The 20,239-nt window shown below is 56.8% G+C and carries 16 protein-coding genes; 14 read left to right on the top strand and 2 right to left on the bottom strand.

The genetic code is table 11. The features are described from left to right. Positions 1-12: 12 nt before the first annotated feature. Both ACZ48V_RS12820 and ACZ48V_RS12815 read right to left on the bottom strand, forming a co-directional pair. Complete coding sequence (locus ACZ48V_RS12820; RefSeq protein WP_464539723.1) at positions 13-438, bottom strand: acyl-CoA thioesterase; 426 nt, start codon at positions 436-438, stop codon at positions 13-15. A 48-nt stretch (positions 439-486) separates the two neighbouring features. After that, positions 487-1,509, bottom strand: coding sequence for an acetyl-CoA carboxylase carboxyltransferase subunit alpha (locus tag ACZ48V_RS12815; RefSeq protein ID WP_464539721.1), 1,023 nt, complete (start codon positions 1,507-1,509; stop codon positions 487-489). A gap of 472 nt (positions 1,510-1,981) precedes the next feature. Between ACZ48V_RS12815 and ACZ48V_RS12810 the strand changes: the two genes are divergently transcribed. The 14 genes from ACZ48V_RS12810 (at position 1,982) to ACZ48V_RS12745 (ending at position 19,850) form a co-directional block, all read left to right on the top strand. Further along, positions 1,982-3,373, top strand: coding sequence for an MATE family efflux transporter (locus ACZ48V_RS12810; protein ID WP_464539719.1), 1,392 nt, complete (start codon positions 1,982-1,984; stop codon positions 3,371-3,373). Between the two features lie 319 nt (positions 3,374-3,692). Then, positions 3,693-4,919 (top strand): FHA domain-containing protein, encoded by a 1,227-nt coding sequence (locus ACZ48V_RS12805; RefSeq protein ID WP_464539717.1) that lies wholly within the window; start codon positions 3,693-3,695, stop codon positions 4,917-4,919. A gap of 393 nt (positions 4,920-5,312) precedes the next feature. Further along, the gene (locus ACZ48V_RS12800; RefSeq protein WP_464539715.1) at positions 5,313-5,960 is read left to right on the top strand and encodes a cytochrome c3 family protein; all 648 of its coding nucleotides are present in this window, start codon (positions 5,313-5,315) and stop codon (positions 5,958-5,960) included. Between the two features lie 143 nt (positions 5,961-6,103). Next, positions 6,104-9,259, top strand: coding sequence for a 4Fe-4S dicluster domain-containing protein (locus ACZ48V_RS12795; RefSeq protein ID WP_464539713.1), 3,156 nt, complete (start codon positions 6,104-6,106; stop codon positions 9,257-9,259). A 153-nt stretch (positions 9,260-9,412) separates the two neighbouring features. After that, positions 9,413-10,843 carry an NrfD/PsrC family molybdoenzyme membrane anchor subunit gene (nrfD, locus tag ACZ48V_RS12790; RefSeq protein ID WP_464543135.1) on the top strand — a complete coding sequence of 477 codons (1,431 nt, stop codon included), beginning with the start codon at positions 9,413-9,415 and terminating at the stop codon, positions 10,841-10,843. Positions 10,844-10,897: 54 nt separating this feature from the next. Then, entirely contained in the window at positions 10,898-11,497 is a 600-nt protein-coding gene (locus tag ACZ48V_RS12785; protein WP_353562443.1) for a DUF3341 domain-containing protein, read from the top strand. Between the two features lie 55 nt (positions 11,498-11,552). Continuing rightward, positions 11,553-12,191 carry a c-type cytochrome gene (locus tag ACZ48V_RS12780; RefSeq protein WP_464539711.1) on the top strand — a complete coding sequence of 213 codons (639 nt, stop codon included), beginning with the start codon at positions 11,553-11,555 and terminating at the stop codon, positions 12,189-12,191. Positions 12,192-12,268: 77 nt separating this feature from the next. Next, a complete protein-coding gene (locus ACZ48V_RS12775; RefSeq protein WP_464539709.1) occupies positions 12,269-13,531 on the top strand; it encodes a hypothetical protein in 1,263 nt (420 codons plus the stop codon). Positions 13,532-13,668: 137 nt separating this feature from the next. Beyond that, entirely contained in the window at positions 13,669-14,424 is a 756-nt protein-coding gene (locus tag ACZ48V_RS12770; protein WP_464539707.1) for a hypothetical protein, read from the top strand. 435 nt (positions 14,425-14,859) lie between these two features. Next, entirely contained in the window at positions 14,860-15,732 is an 873-nt protein-coding gene (locus tag ACZ48V_RS12765; protein ID WP_464539705.1) for an SCO family protein, read from the top strand. 66 nt (positions 15,733-15,798) lie between these two features. Next, positions 15,799-16,752 (top strand): cytochrome c oxidase subunit II, encoded by a 954-nt coding sequence (coxB, locus tag ACZ48V_RS12760; RefSeq protein ID WP_464539703.1) that lies wholly within the window; start codon positions 15,799-15,801, stop codon positions 16,750-16,752. A gap of 62 nt (positions 16,753-16,814) precedes the next feature. Beyond that, positions 16,815-18,551 (top strand): cytochrome c oxidase subunit I, encoded by a 1,737-nt coding sequence (gene ctaD / locus ACZ48V_RS12755; protein WP_464539701.1) that lies wholly within the window; start codon positions 16,815-16,817, stop codon positions 18,549-18,551. 79 nt (positions 18,552-18,630) lie between these two features. Beyond that, positions 18,631-19,326 (top strand): cytochrome c oxidase subunit 3 family protein, encoded by a 696-nt coding sequence (locus tag ACZ48V_RS12750; protein WP_464539699.1) that lies wholly within the window; start codon positions 18,631-18,633, stop codon positions 19,324-19,326. Positions 19,327-19,436: 110 nt separating this feature from the next. Then, positions 19,437-19,850: a cytochrome C oxidase subunit IV family protein gene (locus ACZ48V_RS12745; protein WP_464539698.1), complete on the top strand. Its 414-nt coding sequence runs from the start codon at positions 19,437-19,439 to the stop codon at positions 19,848-19,850. Positions 19,851-20,239: the final 389 nt, after the last annotated feature.

The raw sequence follows: 20,239 nt of genomic DNA, 5'->3' as shown, positions 1-20,239 counted from the left end.
GCAAAGAGAGAGTTACGTGGGCAAGACCGATGCGAATGCGCGGTGTACGCGATCAGGCAGCCGAATGGGACGGCGCGTGTCCGCATCCATAAAACAGAGCGTGGTATGCCCGGATGCAACGCGGCAGTCGTCGTCGAGGCGTTTAACGACGTAGTCAATGGGGATGCGCACGGTGGGCATCTGGCCGAAATGCGCCTCAATGGCGAGCAGGTCGTCGTAGTAGGCCGGTGCATGGTACTGCACCGACACGTTAATGACGGGCATGATGATGCCGTCGTCTTCGAGCGTGCGGTAGGCGAGGCCGAGTTCGCGCATGGCTTCGGTGCGCGCCATCTCGAAGTAGTCAACGTAGTGCGTGTGGTAGACCACGCTCATGGGGTCGCACTCGCGGTATCGAACGCGGTGGGTGTGGGTGTAGACGTGCGCGACGTCGTCCATAGCAGCAGGGGCGCAGCAGCGAGCGAAATCAGGCGGGGGGCGCGGCAATTACGCAGCGTCGGCCGGCGTGGGCGATGCCTGCGGGGCGCGCTGGTCGTAGGCGCCGATGCGGTCGAGCCGGGCCAGGCGCTGGTCGAGCAGGGCATCGGTCGGGATGTTTTCGAGGGTGTTAAGGGCGGCGCCGATGGCGTTACCGACCGCGTTGAAGGCGGCTTCGGTGTTGCGATGCGCACCGCCAACGGGCTCGGGCACGATCTCGTCGATTACGTTCACATCGATTAAGTCGGTAGCTGTGAGCTTGAGCGCACGGGCGGCGTCTTCCTTGTAGTCCCACGAGCGCCACAGAATCTGCGAGCAGCTCTCGGGTGCGATAACTGAGTACCATGCGTTTTCGAGCATGAGCACGCGGTCGCCCACGCCCAGCCCGAGGGCACCGCCCGAAGCCCCCTCTCCAATGATTACAACGATGATGGGAACGGGCAGGCGGGCCATCTCGAAGAGGTTGCGCGCAATGGCTTCGGCCTGGCCCCGCTTCTCGGCTTCGAGTCCCGGATATGCGCCCGGCGTGTCGAGCAGCGTAACGACCGGCTTGTTGAACTTAGCTGCCAGCTTCATGAGGCGCTCTGCCTTGCGATACCCTTCGGGGTTGGGCATCCCAAAGCGGCGGAACTTACGCTCTTTGGTGTCGCGCCCCTTCTGGTGGCCAATGACCATCACCGTACGGTCGCGATGCCCATACCGCGCGCCCTGAAACTGCGCAAATCCGCCTACGATGGCGCGGTCGTCTCCAAAGCGCCGGTCGCCATGCAGCTCTAGGAAGTCCTCGGTAAGCGCTTTGATGTGGTCAAGCGTATACGGACGATTCGGATGCCGGGCAATCTGCACCCGTTGCCAGCGCGTCAGGTTGCGGTAGATCGAAACCCGAAGCTGCTCGACGCGCTCCTCCAGGGCTTCGATTTCGGCAGTGAGGTCTTCAGCGTGGTCTCTGTTGAGCGTCCGCATCTCATCGAGCTTCTGCTCCAGCTCGTGCAGCGGTTTCTCAAAATCAAGGAGGTACGTGTCGTCGGCCATGGTCCGGCGGGTTTATCAGCAACAACGAATGCAGGGGTTTAACATGCAGGTTGCGTATGTAAAAGGCAATGCACAGGAGGGGTTCGCGTAACAGATTGGCTACGTTCGCATATGATTTGGCTATATTTTGGCGGATGCGCGGGCTTATGCTTGCACGAAGCTGGCTTCTCATGCATCTACCGCCCCTGCTTGCTCGTAGGAGCGATGCTCGTTTTGCGAAGGGGCTCTACAGAAAACGGGGGCCTTTCGCGCGTGTAGCCCATTCGCTTCATGCTCAGTCTATGGGCGTGCAGGGGCCATGGGTGTGCAGGGGTGTTCACGCGTGTGCACACGGGTTAAGAACTCACACGCTTTCGCATCCGACTCGTAGCCCACATTGAGAAAGCAAACAGGTTCTTAAAGGGCCCGCATTAGAAGGGGCTGCTATCGTTGCTCGTTTTCCTCGTCTGTTTCTTCTGGTTTTTCTGATTGCATGCCCACGTTCTCACTGCTCCAGGACGTTCGTCCTACCCTCAAGCTTGCCGCGCCGGTCGTTGCAGCGCAGATGGCGCTGGCGTCGCTCGGGTTCGTCGACACCGTAATGGTAGGCCGTCTTGGATCCGAAGCCCTGGCGGCGGTGGCCCTGGGCAACTCCGTGTTCTTCTTCCTCTTTATCGTGACCTCCGGTGTGCTGCAGGCGGTCAACCCGATGGTGGCACAGGCCCACGGAGCAGGCGACCGGGCGCCCATCGTGCGCAGCGTGCGGCAGGCCCTCTGGCTGGGTACGGTGCTGGGCGTGCTGGCGATGGGCGTGCTGTGGTTTATTGAGCCGGTGCTGCTGTGGGCCGGGCAGGAACCCGCAACCGTGACGGCGGCCGTCGCTTACTTGCGGGCTATGCTGTGGGGACTCATACCGGCGCTGTGGTTTGTCGGGATGCGCGGGTTCGTAGAGGCGCTGGGGCATCCGCTGCCGGTAACGGTAATTGCCGCTGTCGGGGTTGGCGTGAACGTCGTGGCTAACGGATTCCTGATGTATGGCTGGGGCCCCGTGCCGGCCCTTGGCATTGTGGGTACCGGCTGGGCCAGCGTGCTCGTGTTCTGGGCGATCTTTGCCATGCTTGCGCTCTTCGTTTACCGCGTGCCTCCGTTTGCCGACTACGCGATCTTTGCTGCCCTGCGTACGCCCGACCCCACCTACTTTGTGGAGCTGCTGCGCATTGGGGGGCCTATCGGCATTGCGCGGGGCGTAGAGGCCGGCTTGTTCACGATCACGGCGCTCATGGCCGGACTGCTCGGCGCCGAGGTGCTTGCGGCGCACCAGATCGCCCTGCAGTGTGCTTCGCTTGCGTTTATGGTGCCACTCGGCATTGGGATTGCCGGGTCGGTGCGCGTAGGGCAGGCGGCCGGACGTGACGATGCGGCCGGGGCCCGGCGGGCCGGCTTCACGGCTATGGGCTGCGCCACCGCTACCATGATGGGATCGGCGTTGCTGTTTTGGCTCTTCCCCGATGCAATCGTCTCCTTCTTCATCGATCCAGCCGCCCCCGAAAACCAGGCCGTTGCCCCACTGGCTGCGTCGCTGCTGCTTATTGCAGCAGTCTTTCAGGTGTTCGATGGTGTGCAAGTAGCCGCGGGAAGCGCCTTGCATGGACTCAAAGACACCCGCATCCCCATGGTAATCGCTTTTCTCACGTACTGGGGCATCGGACTAACCAGCGGATACCTGTTTGGTGTTGTAGGGGATGCGGGGGCCCATGGGCTCTGGTGGGGACTCGTGCTTGGATTGGTTGCCGCTTCGATATGGCTTACGCTGCGCTTCCACCAGAATGTAGAACACGCCGTTGAAACGCGCGACATCACCGCCTCTTCAACGCCGCATGCATGAGCCGACTGTCCCATCTCTGGCGTTGCAAGGACTTCCAAGACTGTACTGCGTGGCGTAGACGTCTGTGCGGGCCATCTCAGGGCATCTTGAAAGGGTGTTTACTTATTGACACCGCTTCCATACCTTAACTTCTGCAGGTTTGGAGCCTGTTTGGGTTTTGGTTTGCAGGCGAAAGCGAGCGCCTTGGCCGGAGAGAGAACGTACTCCGGAAAAGCCAAAGTAGAAAGACAAGCTCCAAGAAATAATCGTGGCGCCATTGCTTTAGTGGCGTACGTATCGCGTCTTTTGTATCTTGGTTTTGCGGCTTTCCAGCTACCCTATGCCATATCAGCTTACCATACATCCCGCCGATGCCTCGCCTGCCTCGGCTTCCACGTCATTACTTTTTGATCAACAGACGGTTACGATAGGGCGGGCGAAAAGTAACGACGTGGTGGTGCTCGACCCGAAAGTGAGTAAGGAGCACGCAACCATTGAACTGGCCGCAACCGGCCACCACGTGGTGCGCGACCGCAAGAGCAAAAACGCCACGTTCATCGATGAGAAGCGCGTTGCGCCCCCGACCCCGACGCTACTGGTCCCCAACGCCGAAATCCAGGTAGGCGATACGGTCATCACATATACGCCTCTGGTGCCAGCTACCGCTGAACGTACCAGTGAGGCGTCTCGTGCTGAAGACGATGCAGAAAGCAGGTCGTGGCATAAGCAAGCCGATGCGCTGGCTGATCGTCTCATTGCATTGATTCGTGAGGTTGATGCTGGAGCGGGGGCGAACGGCGAAAGCATCGAACGTGCAAACCTGGAGGGGGTGGTAGATCATCTGCGCGCACGTCCAGCAGCATGGACGGCGCTTCAGCAAATCGTGGCTTCGAGTCCATCTCTCGCCGATCGCCGTGAGGAGAGAGAGGGACAGCCCCGAGACGATCGGCTGCAGGAGGGCATGTCGGGCGGAGATGGTTCTGAGCAGGAATCTGAGCAAGACGCATCTGAGCAAGACGCATGGGGGGCGTTGCCATCGATTATGAACGATGTGCTTTCGCTTCCGTCTGTGCTATGGGAGCATCTCGATACGCCGCCCCCTGTGCGGGACAACATTTTCCTGCGCGCATCCACGCCCGATGGGGTGCGCAGCGCGCTGGAAGAGCGCAGAGAGCACGGGGGCGATGAGCTATTCATGCAGCTATGCCGTGCGCTGCAGTACGTGGTTGTACACCATTACGCGCTGCTGCACGGGTATCAGGACAGCATCGAAGAAGGGGGGCAGGCGCTGCTGCGACGCATCAGCCCGCGCGAATCCGTTCCGAATCCAGGCAAAACAGGGGTCTTCATGCGTGTATTCGGGGGCAAAGACAGCGATGTGGGATGGGAGCGGCTGGAGCGACAGTGGCGCAAGCTCTACCATAGCGACTGGGGGCATGTAGAGCAAAAGCTGTTTCGACCTGCTTTCCTGAGCACGTATCAGGCGCATATGCAGGCCCCCCGGGATGCACCGAAATCACCGCTGTACCGCGATAAAAAGGCTGACGAACAAGAGAATGCGTCCTAACCAGCAGGTGCGCTGCCACGGATGCGCTATGCAGAAGAGAGGCAAGACGAGAAACAAAGTATGCTTGTAACGCATTTGTTTGAAGAGTCACTTTAGCATCCGCTTGCAGTTCTCGGTGAAGCCTTTCCGAAATCAGGTTAAGTTTGGTGGAAAGTCTTGCAGAGCGGTGGCGTTCGGAGAGGCTACGATGTATGTTACGTATCCGTTTGACGCGAACGCTGCGTATCCTTTGAGCAACTTTACCTGAAAGGCATATCGCGTTACAGTCAAACCTCATACGTTAAAGGAGTCGGGCCTATCACATTGTGCGATTGCATTTGCATTGTACGATTGCATTGTAGATGTGCACGATCTCCTACGGCGCTCCGGTAGTCCCTTGCATATACCGTAGTTATGGCACAGATATTTCCAAAACAAGCAAACACACTCCCGCTGTTGTCTCTCGGGGCATCGGTTTTTGGGTTTGTCGTCGTGGTATTCCTCGTGTGGTATTACTTCTCACCTGAGTTCACGGATGTGGGGTATCGCCCTGAGCAGCCCGTAGAGTTCAGCCATGAGTTTCATGCTGGTCAGCTCGAAATGGACTGCCGGTATTGTCACAACTGGGTCGAGGAAGCCTCGCACTCTAACGTGCCAGCCACGCAAACCTGCATGAACTGCCACAATCAGATCAAGACAGACTCGCCGCAGCTTCAGACGGTGCGTGATAGCTGGGAGAACGACGTCCCGATTCAGTGGGTGAAGGTGCACCATCTTCCAGACTATGCACACTTTAGCCATGCTTCGCACGTGAAAGCAGGGGTGGGCTGTGAGACGTGCCATGGTCGTATTGACCAGATGGAAGTAGTTGCGCAGACAGAGCCGCTCTCTATGGGCTGGTGTCTGGAGTGCCACCGGCAGCCTGAGCTCTACCTGCGTCCTACCGAGGAGGTGACGACCATGGGCTACGTGCAGCCAGCTGACTTTGTGGACCGCAACCTTGAGAAGGTGCGCCGCGAAGGGATTCAGCCGCCTACAAACTGCTCGGCCTGTCACTACTAAACCGGCTGGCACCCTCGAACTGGCAAGCTGTAGGCCGCTGTGCCCATAACGGATCCGCCGGTAGCGGAGCTGTCCGATAACTAAGGCGCCTCTTACGCGCTTTGCCACTTTTCTTTACGAACGGTTTTACCCCATCGATTTCCATGATCGAGCTTGACGTCTTAAACGATCATTCGGCGAAGTCTCGCGATGAAGAGTCGGGTCCCCATTTTTGGCGGAGTCCGGTACAGATGGATGCGCCCACGGGCTCCAACTCGGGCGATGAGTTTCGCGATGGCATGAGTTCGCCCCCCGACGGCGCCTCGCGCCGGCAGTTTCTCCAGCTCATGGGGGCTGCTATGGCTATGGGCGGATTGACCGCGTGCCGCCGCCCGGTCGAGAAGATCCTTCCCTATGCACGAAAGCCTGAGGAGGTGATTCCAGGCGTTCCGAACGAATACGCCAGCGCGATGCCCTTCCGCGGGATCGTGCGGCCGCTTCTCGTAAAGAGTAGCGACGGACGCCCTACAAAGGTCGACGGCAACCCAGACCACCCGTACAGTCAGGGGGCAACGAGTCCGTACGAAATTGCGTCGGTGCTCAACCTGTACGACCCCGACCGTTCGCGCCGCGTCCTTGAGGATGGAGGCAATGCCTCATGGGGCGACTTCATGAGCTTCTGTCGCTCGCTCGGCGACCGGGCCGATACGCAGTCTGTTGCCGTTATGGCGCCGCCTACGTCGTCGCCAACGATGCAGGCGATGCGAGAGCGCATAGAGAGTCGCTTCCCCAACTTGCAATGGGTAACATACGCCGCTGAAGGCGACGATACCGTTGCACAGGGCATGCAGTTGGCGTTTGGCCAGCCGTTGCGTCCTGAGTATGACTTCGGGGCCGCTGATGTCATCCTCAGCCTGGATGCTGACTTTCTTGATGGCACTGCGCCCAACTTCCTCCACAACAGCCAGTCGTTTGCGGAGCACCGTCGCGTAGAAGACCCGAGCGACGACATGAGCCGCCTGTATGCGGTTGAGAGTGCGTATAGCATCACCGGCGGCATGGCCGACAATCGCCTGCGGATGCAGGCGCGCCGGATCCCTCATTTTGTGACGGCGCTGGCTGCCGAGCTTGGCGTGAATGTCACCCCCACAGGCAGCCTTACAGCGAACGAGCAGCGCTACGTTCAAGAAATTGCGCGCGACCTGCAGGAAGCAGGTCCGCAGAGCGTTGTGGTGGCTGGCGAGACGCAGTCGCCTGAGATCCACGCGCTCGCTATGGCCATTAACGAACAGCTTGGTGGCCTTGGCGAAACCGTTTCGTTCTTCGACACGGAGGACGAGGCCCCCACGGCGCAGAGCGACGCGCTCGACGCGCTGGTGGCAGACATGAATAACCGCGATATCGATACGCTCATTATGCTGGGCGTGAACCCGATGTACAACGCCCCGGCTTCGCTTGGCTTTGCGGAAGCAGCCGAGCGTGTGGGTACCGTTGTGCATGCCGGGCTGCATGTCGACGAAACGGCGCGGGCTGCCGACTGGCACGTGCCACAGGCCCACTACCTCGAAGCCTGGAGCGATGGGCGCAGCTACGACGGCACGCTTTCCATCATCCAGCCGCTGATCGACCCGCTCTACGAAGATGCGCACTCCCTCCTTGAGGTTGCGAATGCTCTCGCAACCGGTACCGACGCCGCTGGGTACGACCTGGTGCGCGACGTGTGGCGTGAGCGCGTAGAAAACGACTTTGAGCGCACGTGGCGCCGGGCGCTGCACGACGGATACTTGGAAGGCAGCCAGTATGCTTCGGTGGTGCCAGCAGACGTGTCGCTTCCCGAGTCTGTTGATACCTACAGCGAAGACGGTTACGAGGTCGTTTTCCGCCTTGACCCGACCTTGCTGGACGGGCGCTTCTCGAACAATGCGTGGATGCAGGAACTGCCCGACCCGACAACAAAAATTGTGTGGGACAACGTGGCTCTCATGAGCCCAGCGACTGCCGAAGACCTCGACGTAGAGGTCACGTACGACGCCGGCGTGTTTCGCGCCGATCGTATTGAGATCGAAGCCAACGGCGCATCGGTTACGCTTCCTGCCTGGATTCAGCCCGGTTTTCCCGATGGCTCCATAGGAGTTACACTGGGATATGGTCGTTCGCTCTCCACGCGCCGCTCGAAGCGCCGCACTCCGTTCTGGAATACCGACGAGTACTCCGACATCTACGGCGACGGCCCGCTGGCAGGGGGCGTAAACGAAGATGGCACGCCATACACACCGGTTGGAACCAACGTATCACCGATTCGAAGCAACAACGGCCGGGTCGCGTCGGGGGCCACAATCACGAAGGTGGACTCCGGCTACAAGATCGTGTCGACCCAGGAGCATGGCTCCATGGAAGGGCGCCCGATTGCGCGCTGGTCGACGCTTGAAGAGCACCGCAACGACCCTGAGCGCATCCGCGAGATGGGCGAGCCGGTGCCGGGCTACCGCGAAGACTCTTACGAAGAATATCCCGAGCTGTGGGAAGACGACCACCCGTCTGAGCAGCCCGAGATGAAGGATAACTGGTACTATGATAACCAGTGGGGCATGGTCGTTGACCTCAACACCTGCACCGGCTGTAATGCCTGCGTCATTGCTTGTACAAGCGAAAACAACGTGCAGGTGGTTGGCAAAGAAGAAGTGGGCAACGGCCGCCACATGTACTGGATGCGTATGGATCGCTACTATGTGAGCGAGGATGCAAACGACGAGAGTCCAGAGATGGTCATGCAGCCGGTAACCTGCCAGCACTGCGAGAATGCGCCGTGCGAGTCGGTCTGTCCGGTAGCAGCAACGGTACACTCGCCCGACGGCACAAACCAGATGGTTTACAACCGTTGCATCGGCACGCGTTACTGCTCAAACAACTGCCCGTACAAGGTGCGTCGCTTCAACTACTACAACTGGGTAGGTACGCTGCCTACGCAGGTGCAGATGGCGCAGAACCCGCGTGTAACGGTTCGTTCGCGTGGCGTGATGGAGAAGTGCACCTTCTGCATCCACCGCGTGCGATCCACGCAGCGCCAGGCGCGCAACGAAGATCGTCCGATGCAGACCGACGAGGTCCAGACGGCATGCCAGCAAGCCTGCCCAACCAACGCAATTACCTTTGGCGATCTGAACGATCCCGAAAGCGAGCTCGTGCAGAAGCGCGATAACAGCCGACGCTACGAAATGCTCGACTACCTGAATGTAAAACCGCGTCTCTCCTATCTGGGGCGCGTCCGGAATCCAAACCCGCGACTGGCAGATGCAGAAGCACCTGCTGAGACGGCGTAACCTCCGGCCTCCACGCTCACCCTGTTGAATCAAGCGTAGAAATCCGTGGAAAAGCGTACCGAACATAGTGAGGGGCCTGCCGAAGGCAGCGAGAATTTTCACGAGCGGCCCCGGCTCGTAAAGGGCGGTCTCTCCTTTAGCGATGTGACCGAGCTGGTTTCGTACCATGCCGAGCGGAAAACGCCGACGGCCTGGTACGCTGCCTTTGCCGTGGCTTCAACTGGAGCTATGATGCTGATCGCCATGCTGGCCTATCAGGTCTATAACGGCGTCGGCGTCTGGGGCAACAACCAGCCTATTGCCTGGGGATGGCCCATTGTGAACTTCGTTTTCTGGGTCGGTATCGGGCACGCCGGAACGCTTATTTCGGCGATCCTCTTTCTCTTCCGACAGCAGTGGCGCACCTCAATTAACCGCGCTGCGGAGGCGATGACGATCTTCGCGGTGATGTGTGCGCTCATCTTCCCGACCTTTCACGTAGGTCGCGTATGGGCCATCTACTGGACGCTGCCCATCCCAAACCAGATGGAGATGTGGCCGCAGTTCAAGAGTCCGCTGCTGTGGGACGTGTTCGCTGTTTCGAGCTACTTCCTCGTATCGCTGGTCTTCTGGTACGTCGGTATGGTGCCAGACCTGGCCACCTTCCGCGACCGCGCTAAAGGGTTCTTCCGCAAGCGCATCCTCGGCTTCCTGTCGCTTGGATGGACGGGCGCGAACCGCCACTGGCGCAACTATGAGAAAGCATACTTGCTGCTTGCCGGTCTCGCCACGCCGCTCGTGCTGTCGGTGCACTCCGTTGTCTCCTTTGACTTCGCTGTCTCGATTCTACCAGGGTGGCACACCACGATCTTCCCGCCCTACTTTGTGGCGGGGGCTATCTTCTCTGGGTTTGCAATGGTAGTGACCTTGCTCGTCATTGCTCGGAAGATCTACAGTCTGGAAAACCTGATTACGCTCGATCACCTCGAAAAGATGAACATTATCATCTTGGTGACGGGTACGATTGTGGGGTTTGCTTACATCACGGAGTTCTTCATTGCCTGGTACTCGCAGCTTGAGTACGAGCAGTACGCGTTCTTGAATCGTGCCTTTGGGCCCTATGCCTGGGCATACTGGATCATGATGACGTGTAACCTGGTCTCGCCACAGCTCTTCTGGTTTAAGAAGCTACGCCGGTCGATCCCAGTTATGTTTGGCCTCTCCATCCTCGTGAACATCGGGATGTGGTTTGAGCGCTTCGTAATCACGATTACCTCGCTTCACCGCGATTTCCTGCCGAGCTCGTGGGGCTACTACACACCCACAATGATCGACGTCCTCACCTTTGTGGGAACCTTCGGTCTGTTCTTTACGCTCTTCCTGCTGTTCCTCCGCTTCATCCCGATTGTGGCTATGGCCGAGGTCAAGACGGCAATGCCTGAGTCAGACCCGCACTACTACGACGCAGAAGGCGACGGACATGCCCCTGCTGCACAGGACAACACGCCGTACATCAAGCCCTCGCAAGGCTACCGTAACTACCGTGGCGGTAAGCAAGATGGAGGCGACATGCCCGATGACGATACAACAAACGGCGCAGCCTAAGGCAGACTTGCTGGACGTGCTCTGCTCTACTGACGAACCGAACACCATCTTACCATGACACTGATCCAGGAAATCAAGGCCTCGATGGGCATCTACGATGGTGCCGAAGAGGGCCCATACGGAATGCTCGCCGAATTTCCAAACCCCGGCGTGCTTCTGCATGCTGCTGAGGCGACGCGCGAGGCTGGGTATCGGCAGTTCGATACGCACAGCCCGTTCCCTATCCACGGCATGGACGACGCCATGGGACTCGGGAACTCCAAAGTGGGCTACTTCACGTTTGTGGGCGGACTCACCGGATGCGCAGGCGGCTACCTTATGATGTGGTGGATGAGCGCGGTTGACTACCCGCTCAACATCAGTGGAAAGCCTTTCTTTTCGCTGGAGCCCTCTGTGCCAATCATGTTTGAGCTGACTATTGTAGTGGCCGCTGTAGCTACCGTAGGAGCCATGCTGGCACTGAACGGCCTGCCGCGTCCGTACAACCCCTTGTTCTATTCAGAGCGCTTCAGCAAGGTGACCGACGACCGATTCTTCCTGCACATTGCAGCAAGCGATGAGCAGTTTGATGAAGAGGAGACCGCTGCCCTGCTGCGTGACCTTGGAGCTGAATACATTGAAATCATATATGATGACGAGGCTGTCGAGGCGTGAGACAACGCTGGCGCCCTCGCCCTCCTTCATGGCTGACCCTAACCTGCACAGTCGTATGCGTACCCTCCTTCTTTCCTTAGCTGCCCTTGCGCTGATCCTTACGGGATGCCGGGGTATGGAATCGGATAAGCCACCGATTCACCCGAACCTGGACATGGACTACCAGGAGCGCTTTAATGCGCAAGAGGCAAACCCTTTCTTTGCTGATAATGCTGCAATGCGGAAGCCTGTGCCCGGAACGGTAGCGCGCGGGTTCCTGCGCGAAAATTCTGTCCTATACACTGGCCGCGATGAGGAAGGCACATTCGTTGAAACGACTCCGGTAAATGTGACGCGGGCGCTTCTCGAGCGGGGTAAAGAGCGCTACGAGATCTACTGTTCGGTATGTCATGGCATTGCGGGTGATGGTCAAGGTATCATCATGACGGGTGATTACGGGTATACGCCCGCCCCCACTTTTCATAGTGACCGTCTTCGCGATGAAGAGCCCGATGGTCACCTCTACGACGTCGTGACGAATGGCGTGCGTAGCATGCCTGGCTATGCGCAGCAGATCGCTGTCAAAGATCGCTGGGCAATCGTTTCGTACATGCGCGCCCTGCAGCGCAGTCAAGAAGCACGTGAAGGCGACCTGAGTGAGAGCGCTTTACAGCAGATTGCTGACGGGCAGAGCGCTAATATCTCTATCGACTAAATCACGCGTACTGCGCCTCGCATCACGCCATACTCCATAGATCGCGGCCCCTCCGTCGAACTCCAGACCGCTACGTTATGTCAGACCCTGAATCGCGCTCATCCTCTTTGCTCACGTGGCTCATTGATCCGCTGCGTTCCACCTCCGAATCGGCTCCCCCGGAGTTCCAGTTCACCGGAGATCGCCGCGTTTGGCTGGTCCCGGCTGCAATCGGGTTGGTGCTGCTCGCGATCAGTGCTCTTGGGTGGCTGGTCAATCCCGAGCAGTTCTACGTTTCGTATCTGACCGGTTGGACGTTCTGCTTTACGATTAGCATCGGTGCGCTTTTCTTCCTCTACTTTAACCATCTCACGAAGGCAGGGTGGAACGTTGTCGTAAACCGAATCAACGAGTCGCTACTGTGGGCCTTCCCAATGCTGGCGATCTTGTTCATCCCTATCCTCTTTGGGATGGAGGAGATCTACAACTGGGCACAGCCCGAGCGCTTTATCGAAGGGCATCCAAACTACGACGAAATCATTGCAGGTAAGGAGGCCTACCTGAACATGACGTTCTGGTCGATCCGGATGGTCTCCTACTTCTTGCTCCTGTCGCTACTCTCGTACAAGCTGTACGCAACTTCTGTCAAGCAAGACGTGACCGGCGACGCCAGCCTGGTCAAAGAGCTCCGCTTTACAAGCGCATGGGGACTGCCGCTAACAGCTGTAATCACCGCCTTTGCAAGCTACGACATCCTGATGTCGATGGATGCGCACTGGTACTCTACCATATTTGGCGTTTATATCTTTGCAGGGGGGATGCTGGCGTTCCTCGCGCTCACGATCATTACGGCGACGAGCTTGCAGCGTAGCGGTATGCTCAACGATACGATCACGCCAGAGCACTACCATGACCTTGGAAAATATCTCTTCGGGTTCACCGTCTTCTGGGCGTATATTGCATACAGCCAGTACCTGCTAATCTGGTATGCGGGCATTCCGGAAGTGACGATATTCTATCGCATCCGGCTCGAATACGGATGGGAGTGGCATAGTGCGATGCTTCTGCTTATGCACTTCGTCATCCCCTTCCTGATTTTGCTTCCGCGTATCACAAAGCGCATTCCTGTATTCCTTGGCATCATGGCCGTATGGCTCTTCGGGATGCATTGGTTTGACCTGCACTGGTTGAGCGTGCCTTACATAAACGATGCAGGAGGCTTCCACTGGCTCGATTTTACGACCTGGTTGGGGCTCCTCGGGCTCTTCCTGGCTGCTGCCCTCTACCGGCTTAGCCGCCATGCGCTCGTTCCGTACAAACACCCGTATTTGCGCGAGTCGATGCACTTTGAAAATGTGTAGCCTGTAAAGAGCGCGCAGGTAGGCGCTCTGCTCAAAACCAAACACTTTGTTTTTATCTTCGTGTTTGCTTTCGACCCTGTAGTAAACAATGACGTATCAGATAATCCTGATATGCTGAAAAGCCCCCCTATAACACAATGAGTACTCAACCTTCATCTGGCGCTCCTGTGCTTATTGCTCCCCGCGAAGCAGCAGTCGTAGACGGAAAGAACGTTCGTTTCGAATGGGATGCAGAAGGGGAAGCCGATGGATACATTCTCCAGGTGGCTGAGTCTGCACGATTTGACGCTATCGTTCTGGAGGAGGAAACCGGTACCCACACGGCTGTTCGAGTCGCAGACTTTTTCCCTACCAATGAAGAGACGTTCTTCTGGCGTATCCTCACTATCAAGGGCGAAGCGATAACAACCGGAGATCGTGTAGAGAGCTTCGTAGCCGCTGACGCGGAAACTGCCCGTGCATATGGGGGCCTCCCCGAAAAAGAAGAAGGCATGGGTCCGGCAGTAGAGCTGGTGCGCTCCACAAAAGAAGAGATTCCCGAACGCGTTGTGTCACCCGAAGCGCAGTTTGAGCGTGAGCGCGAAGTGGGCGTGGCAGAAGAAGGTGTTGCTGCAGGACAGATTGCAGGCATCGCTGTAGCGATCATTGTTGTGATTACTATTGCCGTGTTTGTTCTCTTTGCCTGGACAAGCGTAGAGCAGCAGCAAGCTCGGCAGACGGCAGTGGCAACACAGTCGTCTGTGGCTGAGCAGACAAACACGGAGGGGCGACGCCAGATTTCCGGATACGAGGTAGTTGACGAAGAAGAAGGACGGTATCGCATCCCGATTGATCGGGCCATCGACATTATTGTCGAAGAACATACCCAAGAGCAAAACGGCGAAGACGGGTAGTAAACCTGGTAGCTGTGTGCATCTATCCGGAATTCAATGGCCGGATCGCTTGCTCTGGCCAACTCGGTGCTACGTGCTGAGTAAAAAGACCCTCTCACTTCGTTACAGAGGCGCTCCGACCTCTAAGAACCTGTCTCGATTTTGGTTTGACGGCGGGAGCGAGCGCCGGTATAGCGAAACGAGAACCAAAATAGAGGTTTGTAGCCGGGGGTATGGGTCGAAATCGGGGGCTTGTTGCAGCCCATCGGAGCTGCTCGGAGCCCAAATTAAGAAATCAAAACAGGCTCTGAAGCCCTCTACCAAAGCCTTATTGCCTCTTGTTTGATCTGGTAGTGAAGTGAGTGCGTGCACTGCAACCATGTGGTAAAGTGTACGTTACGTAGGTATGTCAACACCGCTACAGGTAGTGGCCTCATCTTCCCGTGTGTAAAGCCTATGCACAACTTCATCCACCGATGCGTCTTCTACAGCTTCCTGCTCATCTTTACGATGGGTGTTGCAGTTGAGTCGGCAGATGCACAGCGGACCGGACAGCATCGCGAAGAATACGAGGGAGTCGGTATTGATCGTAAGCACGGCGAAGTCGTGCCTGGCGATCTGACGTTCCACGACCACACCGGTAAAGAAGTTACGCTCTCAGAGTACTTTGACGACGAGCGCCCGGTACTGCTTAACCTGGTATATCATGAGTGTCCTATGCTATGTGGGCTCATGATGAATGGAGTTACAGAGACGCTCCGTTCCTTAGACTGGACACCCGGCGAGGAGTATACGGTGCTTACCGTAAGCTTCAATCCGGAAGAGACGCCTGAAATTGCACGAGAGCAGCGCGATCGGTATCTGCAACAGTTAGATCGGCCCCGTGCAGATGCGGGATGGCACTTTTTGACAGGCGATGCGGAAAACATAGACGCGCTGACCGATGCTGTTGGCTTCAACGTGCGCTGGATTGAGTCCAAACAAGAGTTTGCTCATCCTACCACGTACGTGTTCTTGAGCGGCGATGGAAGCGTGTCGCAGTACATACACGGCATGCAGCTTCCCGAGCGTGATACGCGACAGGCACTGGTCGAAGCCTCTGCCGGGAAAGTCGGATCGCCGATGGATCTGGTAATGCTATACTGCTTTCAGTTTGACCCAGAAGCAAACACCTATACAGCCGATGCCTTCAACTTGATGAAGATTGCTTCTGGACTTACCGTTGTTGTGCTTGGAGGCATGCTTTATGTCTTCTGGCGTCGCGAAAACGAGCAGGTTAACGAACAGCTTAACGACTCGTTTTCGATTCCGAAACCGCAGAGTGGATAACGCTGACTGTACACCCCTTGCTCTCGGGTCTCCCCCTTTTACTTCTGTAATCCGTTTCTTTCTATCATGAATGATTCAGGCTCCTTCTGGCTTCCTGAGGCCGCTTCTACCGTAGCTGCCGAAATCGACGGTCTGTTTTACTTCGTCTACTGGGCAAGTGCAATCATCTTTGTCGGCGTAGTTGCGGCGATGGTGTACTTTGCGTATAAGTATCGGCGCCGCGATCCAAACGATCGGCCTGAGCTGGTTGAGGAAAGCCGTCTTCTTGAAATATCATGGATTGTGATCCCCACTATCCTTGTCCTTCTTGTATTCACATGGGGGTTCCAGGCCTATATCACACTGGGCACGGCTCCTCCCAATGCCTATGAAATCCAGGGCGAGGCATACTCGTACGGGTGGAGCTTTGTCTATCCGAATGGCGCTGAAACAACAGATGAACTGAACGTACCGGCCGACCGGCCTGTAAAAATTAATCTCAGTAGCCGAGACGGCGACGTACTCCATAGCTTCTTTGTCCCGCAGTTCCGGGTGAAGCAAGATGTGCTTCCTAATCGCTATTCGGCAGTATGGTTTGAAGCAAACCAGACAGGCACGTTCGAATTGTTCTGTACTGAATACTGCGGAACCGGACACTCAGCGATGATCGCTGACGTAAACGTCATGCAACAAGACGAATTCGACGAATGGGTCGATGGTGCTGTGCTCGACGAAGATGCCATGTCGCTTCCTGAGTTGGGGCAACTTCAGTTCCAGCGGAACGGATGCCAGGGCTGCCACAGCATCGACGGATCCGATGGCGTAGGCCCAACAATGCAGGGGCTTTACGGGCGTGACCGCAACTTGCAAGACGGTCGTACGGTCGAAGCAGATGAGAACTATCTGCGCCAGATGATCGTCGAACCCACCTCGCAAGTCGTCGAAGGATACCGTGCCGGTATCATGCCATCGTTTGCGCACCTTGATGAGCGTCAGGTAACATCGCTTGTGGAGTACATCAAGTCGCTCGAAGACGAGTAGTCGAACCTAAGCCATAGCGCCCCTATCCCAACACCCCTCACACCCACGAACGCGAACTGATTATGGAAGCGGCAGCACGCGCAGCATCCGACAAGCATTCGGAGCCTAAAACATACCTCAACCACGAAACCAGTGTGTGGGAGTGGTTGACGACGAAAGACCACAAGAAGATCGGGATCATGTACCTGGTCTCGCTAGCCGTGGTCTTCCTGGTAGCAGGACTTCTGGCTATGGCTGTACGGCTTGAGCTGATGTCGCCCGACTTCAGCATTATGTCGGCCGACCAGTACAACCAGACCTTCACGCTGCACGGCATCATGATGGTTTTTCTGTTCATCGTGCCGTCGATTCCAGCCATTCTGGGTAACTTTGTGCTGCCGCTTCAGATTGGGGCGAAAGATGTTGCGTTTCCCAGGCTTAACCTGGCCAGTTGGTACGTGTACATGGCTGGCGGCATCCTGACAGTTGCTGCGCTGCTCATTGGGCAGCTGGATACAGGGTGGACGTTCTACACGCCTTATTCGTCGCAGCAGGGGAGCGCCGTCATCTTCATGACTGCGGCTATTTTCATCTCTGGGTTCGCATCAATCTTCACCGGGCTGAACTTTATCGTCACCATCCATAAGATGCGTGCGCCGGGGATGACCTGGAACCGGTTGCCGCTATTCATCTGGGGCCTTTATGCAACAAGTATTGTGCAGGTGCTGGCCACGCCAGTCATCGGCATCACGATGATTCTGCTGATTTTGGAGCAGACGCTGCAGATTGGAATCTTCGATCCTGCACTTGGGGGCGACCCGATTTTGTTCCAGCACTTCTTCTGGTTCTACTCACACCCGGCGGTGTACATCATGATTCTGCCGGCCTTTGGCATCATCAGTGAGCTGATCGCAACGTTCAGCCGCCAGCGTATCTTTGGCTACCGAGCCATCGCGCTGTCGTCTGTTGCGATTGCAATGCTCGGATTTCTCGTGTGGGGGCACCACATGTTCGTGTCTGGTCAGTCGGCGATCTCGTCGATCGTCTTCTCGCTGATTACCTACCTGATTGGTATTCCATCCGGCATTAAGATCTTCAACTGGGTGGCTACCATGTATAAGGGGTCTGTTTGGCTGCAGACACCGATGCTATATGCACTGAGCTTCCTGTTCCTGTTCACCATTGGTGGACTCACCGGCATTATGGTCGGTGTGCTTGCAGTAGACGTGCACCTGCACGACACGTACTTCGTGGTGGGACACTTCCACTACGTTATGATGGGGGGCTCGGTAATGGCGCTTCTGGGAGGCATGCACTACTGGTGGCCAAAGATAACAGGACGCATGTATAGCGAGATGCTTGGTAAGATCGCGGCCGGGCTGATCTTTATCGGCTTCAACGTCACGTTCTTCACGCAGCTCGTTCTCGGAAGCCAGGGCATGCCGCGTCGCTACTACGAGTACGTGGATCGCTTTGCAGGATTGCATCAGCTGTCTACGATCGGCTCCTTCATTCTCGCAGCCGGACTCTTCCTCGTGCTTGGCTATGCTCTGCACTCGCTGTTTTACGGCAAGCGGGCTCCACAGAACCCATGGGCAGCGGCTACGCTTGAGTGGACCAACGTTGCGGCGGTACCGGACCCACACAACTTCACGAGCACGCCGCTGGTAACGCGCGGGCCATATGACTTCCACAAGGCCGATGAGATATTCGGTGGAGGCGATGGTCAGGCAAGTGGGGATGGAGCAGGCATTGACGAAGATCTTCTTTATCCTCCCGAAGCAGCGCCTGCAGCACCCGGCGACGAGCCGAAGCAGTAGCGCAATGTACTGATCACGGGGGCGTCGTGTAGCGCCTCTGTGTTCTCATGTTGATTTCCCGACTTACGCAGCTTATCCGATGTCTACCGAAACAGCACCGGCTACAGACCACGTCGATACGGCGCACGACGACCATCCGCCGCACCTTCAGCACCACTTCGTATCCTCCGAGCAGCAGTTTGACTCAGCCAAGCTGGGGATGTGGCTCTTCCTGGTTACTGAGATACTGCTGTTCTCTGCGCTGTTTGTCGCTTATGCCGTCTACCGAAACTGGAACCCGGTCGCTTTTGTGGAGGCGAGCGCCACGCTCGACTGGCAGCTTGGCTTCGTGAACACGCTGGTTCTGCTGACTTCGTCGTTCACGGTTGCCCTCTCCATCCACTACATCCAGAAGAATGATGTACAGAAGTCGGTAATAAGTCTGCTTTCCACCCTGGCTCTCGCCGGTGTTTTCCTGGTGATTAAGTACTTCGAGTACATGGCAAAATTCGAGGTGGGCATTTTCCCGGGCGAAGCATTTAATCCGACAGGAAGTTACGAGTATCTTGCTGCCATTCAGTACGTGCCACAGTTCTTCAGCATCTATTTCGTAATGACCGGCATACACGGTGTGCACGTTTTAATCGGGATGGGGCTGATTGCATGGATGGCTTCGCGTGCCTACCGTGGTCACTTTAGTGATGAGTACTACACGCCCATAGAGCTTACTGGCCTGTACTGGCATATCGTAGATATCGTCTGGATTTTCCTGTTCCCTCTGCTTTACCTGGTGTAAACCTATGCAAGCAGATCAGAAAGGCACTTCGAGCGCGCAGTGCACGCACGCGCAGGCGCTCGCATGGCCGATACAACGTTGCCTAACTTAATGCACTTTGCTTCCCCGTTATGGCCCACGACTCTGGTAACCACGGACATCACATCATCCCCATTCCAACACTCACCAAGACCTTTGCGGGGTTGATTGCACTTACGCTTATTACAGTAGGATTGGCCCAGTTTAACCTGGGCATATTCGAAGTGCCCGCCGCGCTCGGCCTCGCGAGCAGCAAAACAGCACTCGTCGTTATGATCTTCATGGCTTTGAAATACGACAACCCGGTCAATACGTTGACCTTCACAGTAGGGGTGCTGTTCGTCGCGGTTTTTGTCACGTTCACGCTCCTTGATACCGTATTCCGTGGTGATCTTGATAACGTCGACCCGATGACAATACAAGAACGTGAACAGCTCCTACAGGAGCTGGAACAAGAAGCCAACCCGAATGCCGAAGAACTCCCCGAGTCGAGCGACAACGCTTAACAAGCTATCTGCAGGCTTTGCTTGACTTTATTGGCTCAAACGCAACGATCTGCATAGCATCCCCTGTTTCAGCATAATATAGGAGCGGGCGTCGAATCTTCATAATGCGACGCCCGTTTTCTTTGTAGGTATCATCGATCTGCAAAATGATAGATCGGGAGCAGCATATACAGGCTTACAGGATCATGTGCGACAAGCGTACTTCTGAAGTGGTAGTGGGCGACGCGTCCTTGCTGGTAAAGACTATACATACGGCTTTGCTATGTACTACATTGCAAGCCAAGCATCAAGGAAACAATCGATCGAATGGGCTTGTCGCTCCACAGTAGCGTGCAGCGCCCTGCATCCAAAAAGCCGTGATGCGGCTCCTTAACACCCTCGTGCAACTG

This window comes from Longimonas haloalkaliphila (assembly GCF_055379825.1).
Note: the sequence above shows the minus strand (reverse complement) of the source record. Positions and strands in the feature narration are given on the sequence as shown.

Excerpts from the sequence above, each read along its gene's own strand:
- ACZ48V_RS12805 (WP_464539717.1), top strand. The coding sequence starts at position 3,693 with ATGCCATATCAGCTTACCATACATCCCGCCGATGCCTCGCCTGCCTCG.
- ACZ48V_RS12770 (WP_464539707.1), top strand. The coding sequence starts at position 13,669 with ATGAGTACTCAACCTTCATCTGGCGCTCCTGTGCTTATTGCTCCCCGC.
- ACZ48V_RS12750 (WP_464539699.1), top strand. The coding sequence starts at position 18,631 with ATGTCTACCGAAACAGCACCGGCTACAGACCACGTCGATACGGCGCAC.
- ACZ48V_RS12765 (WP_464539705.1), top strand. The coding sequence starts at position 14,860 with ATGCACAACTTCATCCACCGATGCGTCTTCTACAGCTTCCTGCTCATC.
- ACZ48V_RS12780 (WP_464539711.1), top strand. The coding sequence starts at position 11,553 with ATGCGTACCCTCCTTCTTTCCTTAGCTGCCCTTGCGCTGATCCTTACG.
- ACZ48V_RS12820 (WP_464539723.1), bottom strand. The coding sequence starts at position 438 with ATGGACGACGTCGCGCACGTCTACACCCACACCCACCGCGTTCGATAC.
- ctaD (WP_464539701.1), top strand. The coding sequence starts at position 16,815 with ATGGAAGCGGCAGCACGCGCAGCATCCGACAAGCATTCGGAGCCTAAA.
- ACZ48V_RS12775 (WP_464539709.1), top strand. The coding sequence starts at position 12,269 with ATGTCAGACCCTGAATCGCGCTCATCCTCTTTGCTCACGTGGCTCATT.
- ACZ48V_RS12795 (WP_464539713.1), top strand. The coding sequence starts at position 6,104 with ATGATCGAGCTTGACGTCTTAAACGATCATTCGGCGAAGTCTCGCGAT.
- ACZ48V_RS12785 (WP_353562443.1), top strand. The coding sequence starts at position 10,898 with ATGACACTGATCCAGGAAATCAAGGCCTCGATGGGCATCTACGATGGT.
- ACZ48V_RS12810 (WP_464539719.1), top strand. The coding sequence starts at position 1,982 with ATGCCCACGTTCTCACTGCTCCAGGACGTTCGTCCTACCCTCAAGCTT.
- ACZ48V_RS12815 (WP_464539721.1), bottom strand. The coding sequence starts at position 1,509 with ATGGCCGACGACACGTACCTCCTTGATTTTGAGAAACCGCTGCACGAG.
- ACZ48V_RS12800 (WP_464539715.1), top strand. The coding sequence starts at position 5,313 with ATGGCACAGATATTTCCAAAACAAGCAAACACACTCCCGCTGTTGTCT.
- ACZ48V_RS12745 (WP_464539698.1), top strand. The coding sequence starts at position 19,437 with ATGGCCCACGACTCTGGTAACCACGGACATCACATCATCCCCATTCCA.
- coxB (WP_464539703.1), top strand. The coding sequence starts at position 15,799 with ATGAATGATTCAGGCTCCTTCTGGCTTCCTGAGGCCGCTTCTACCGTA.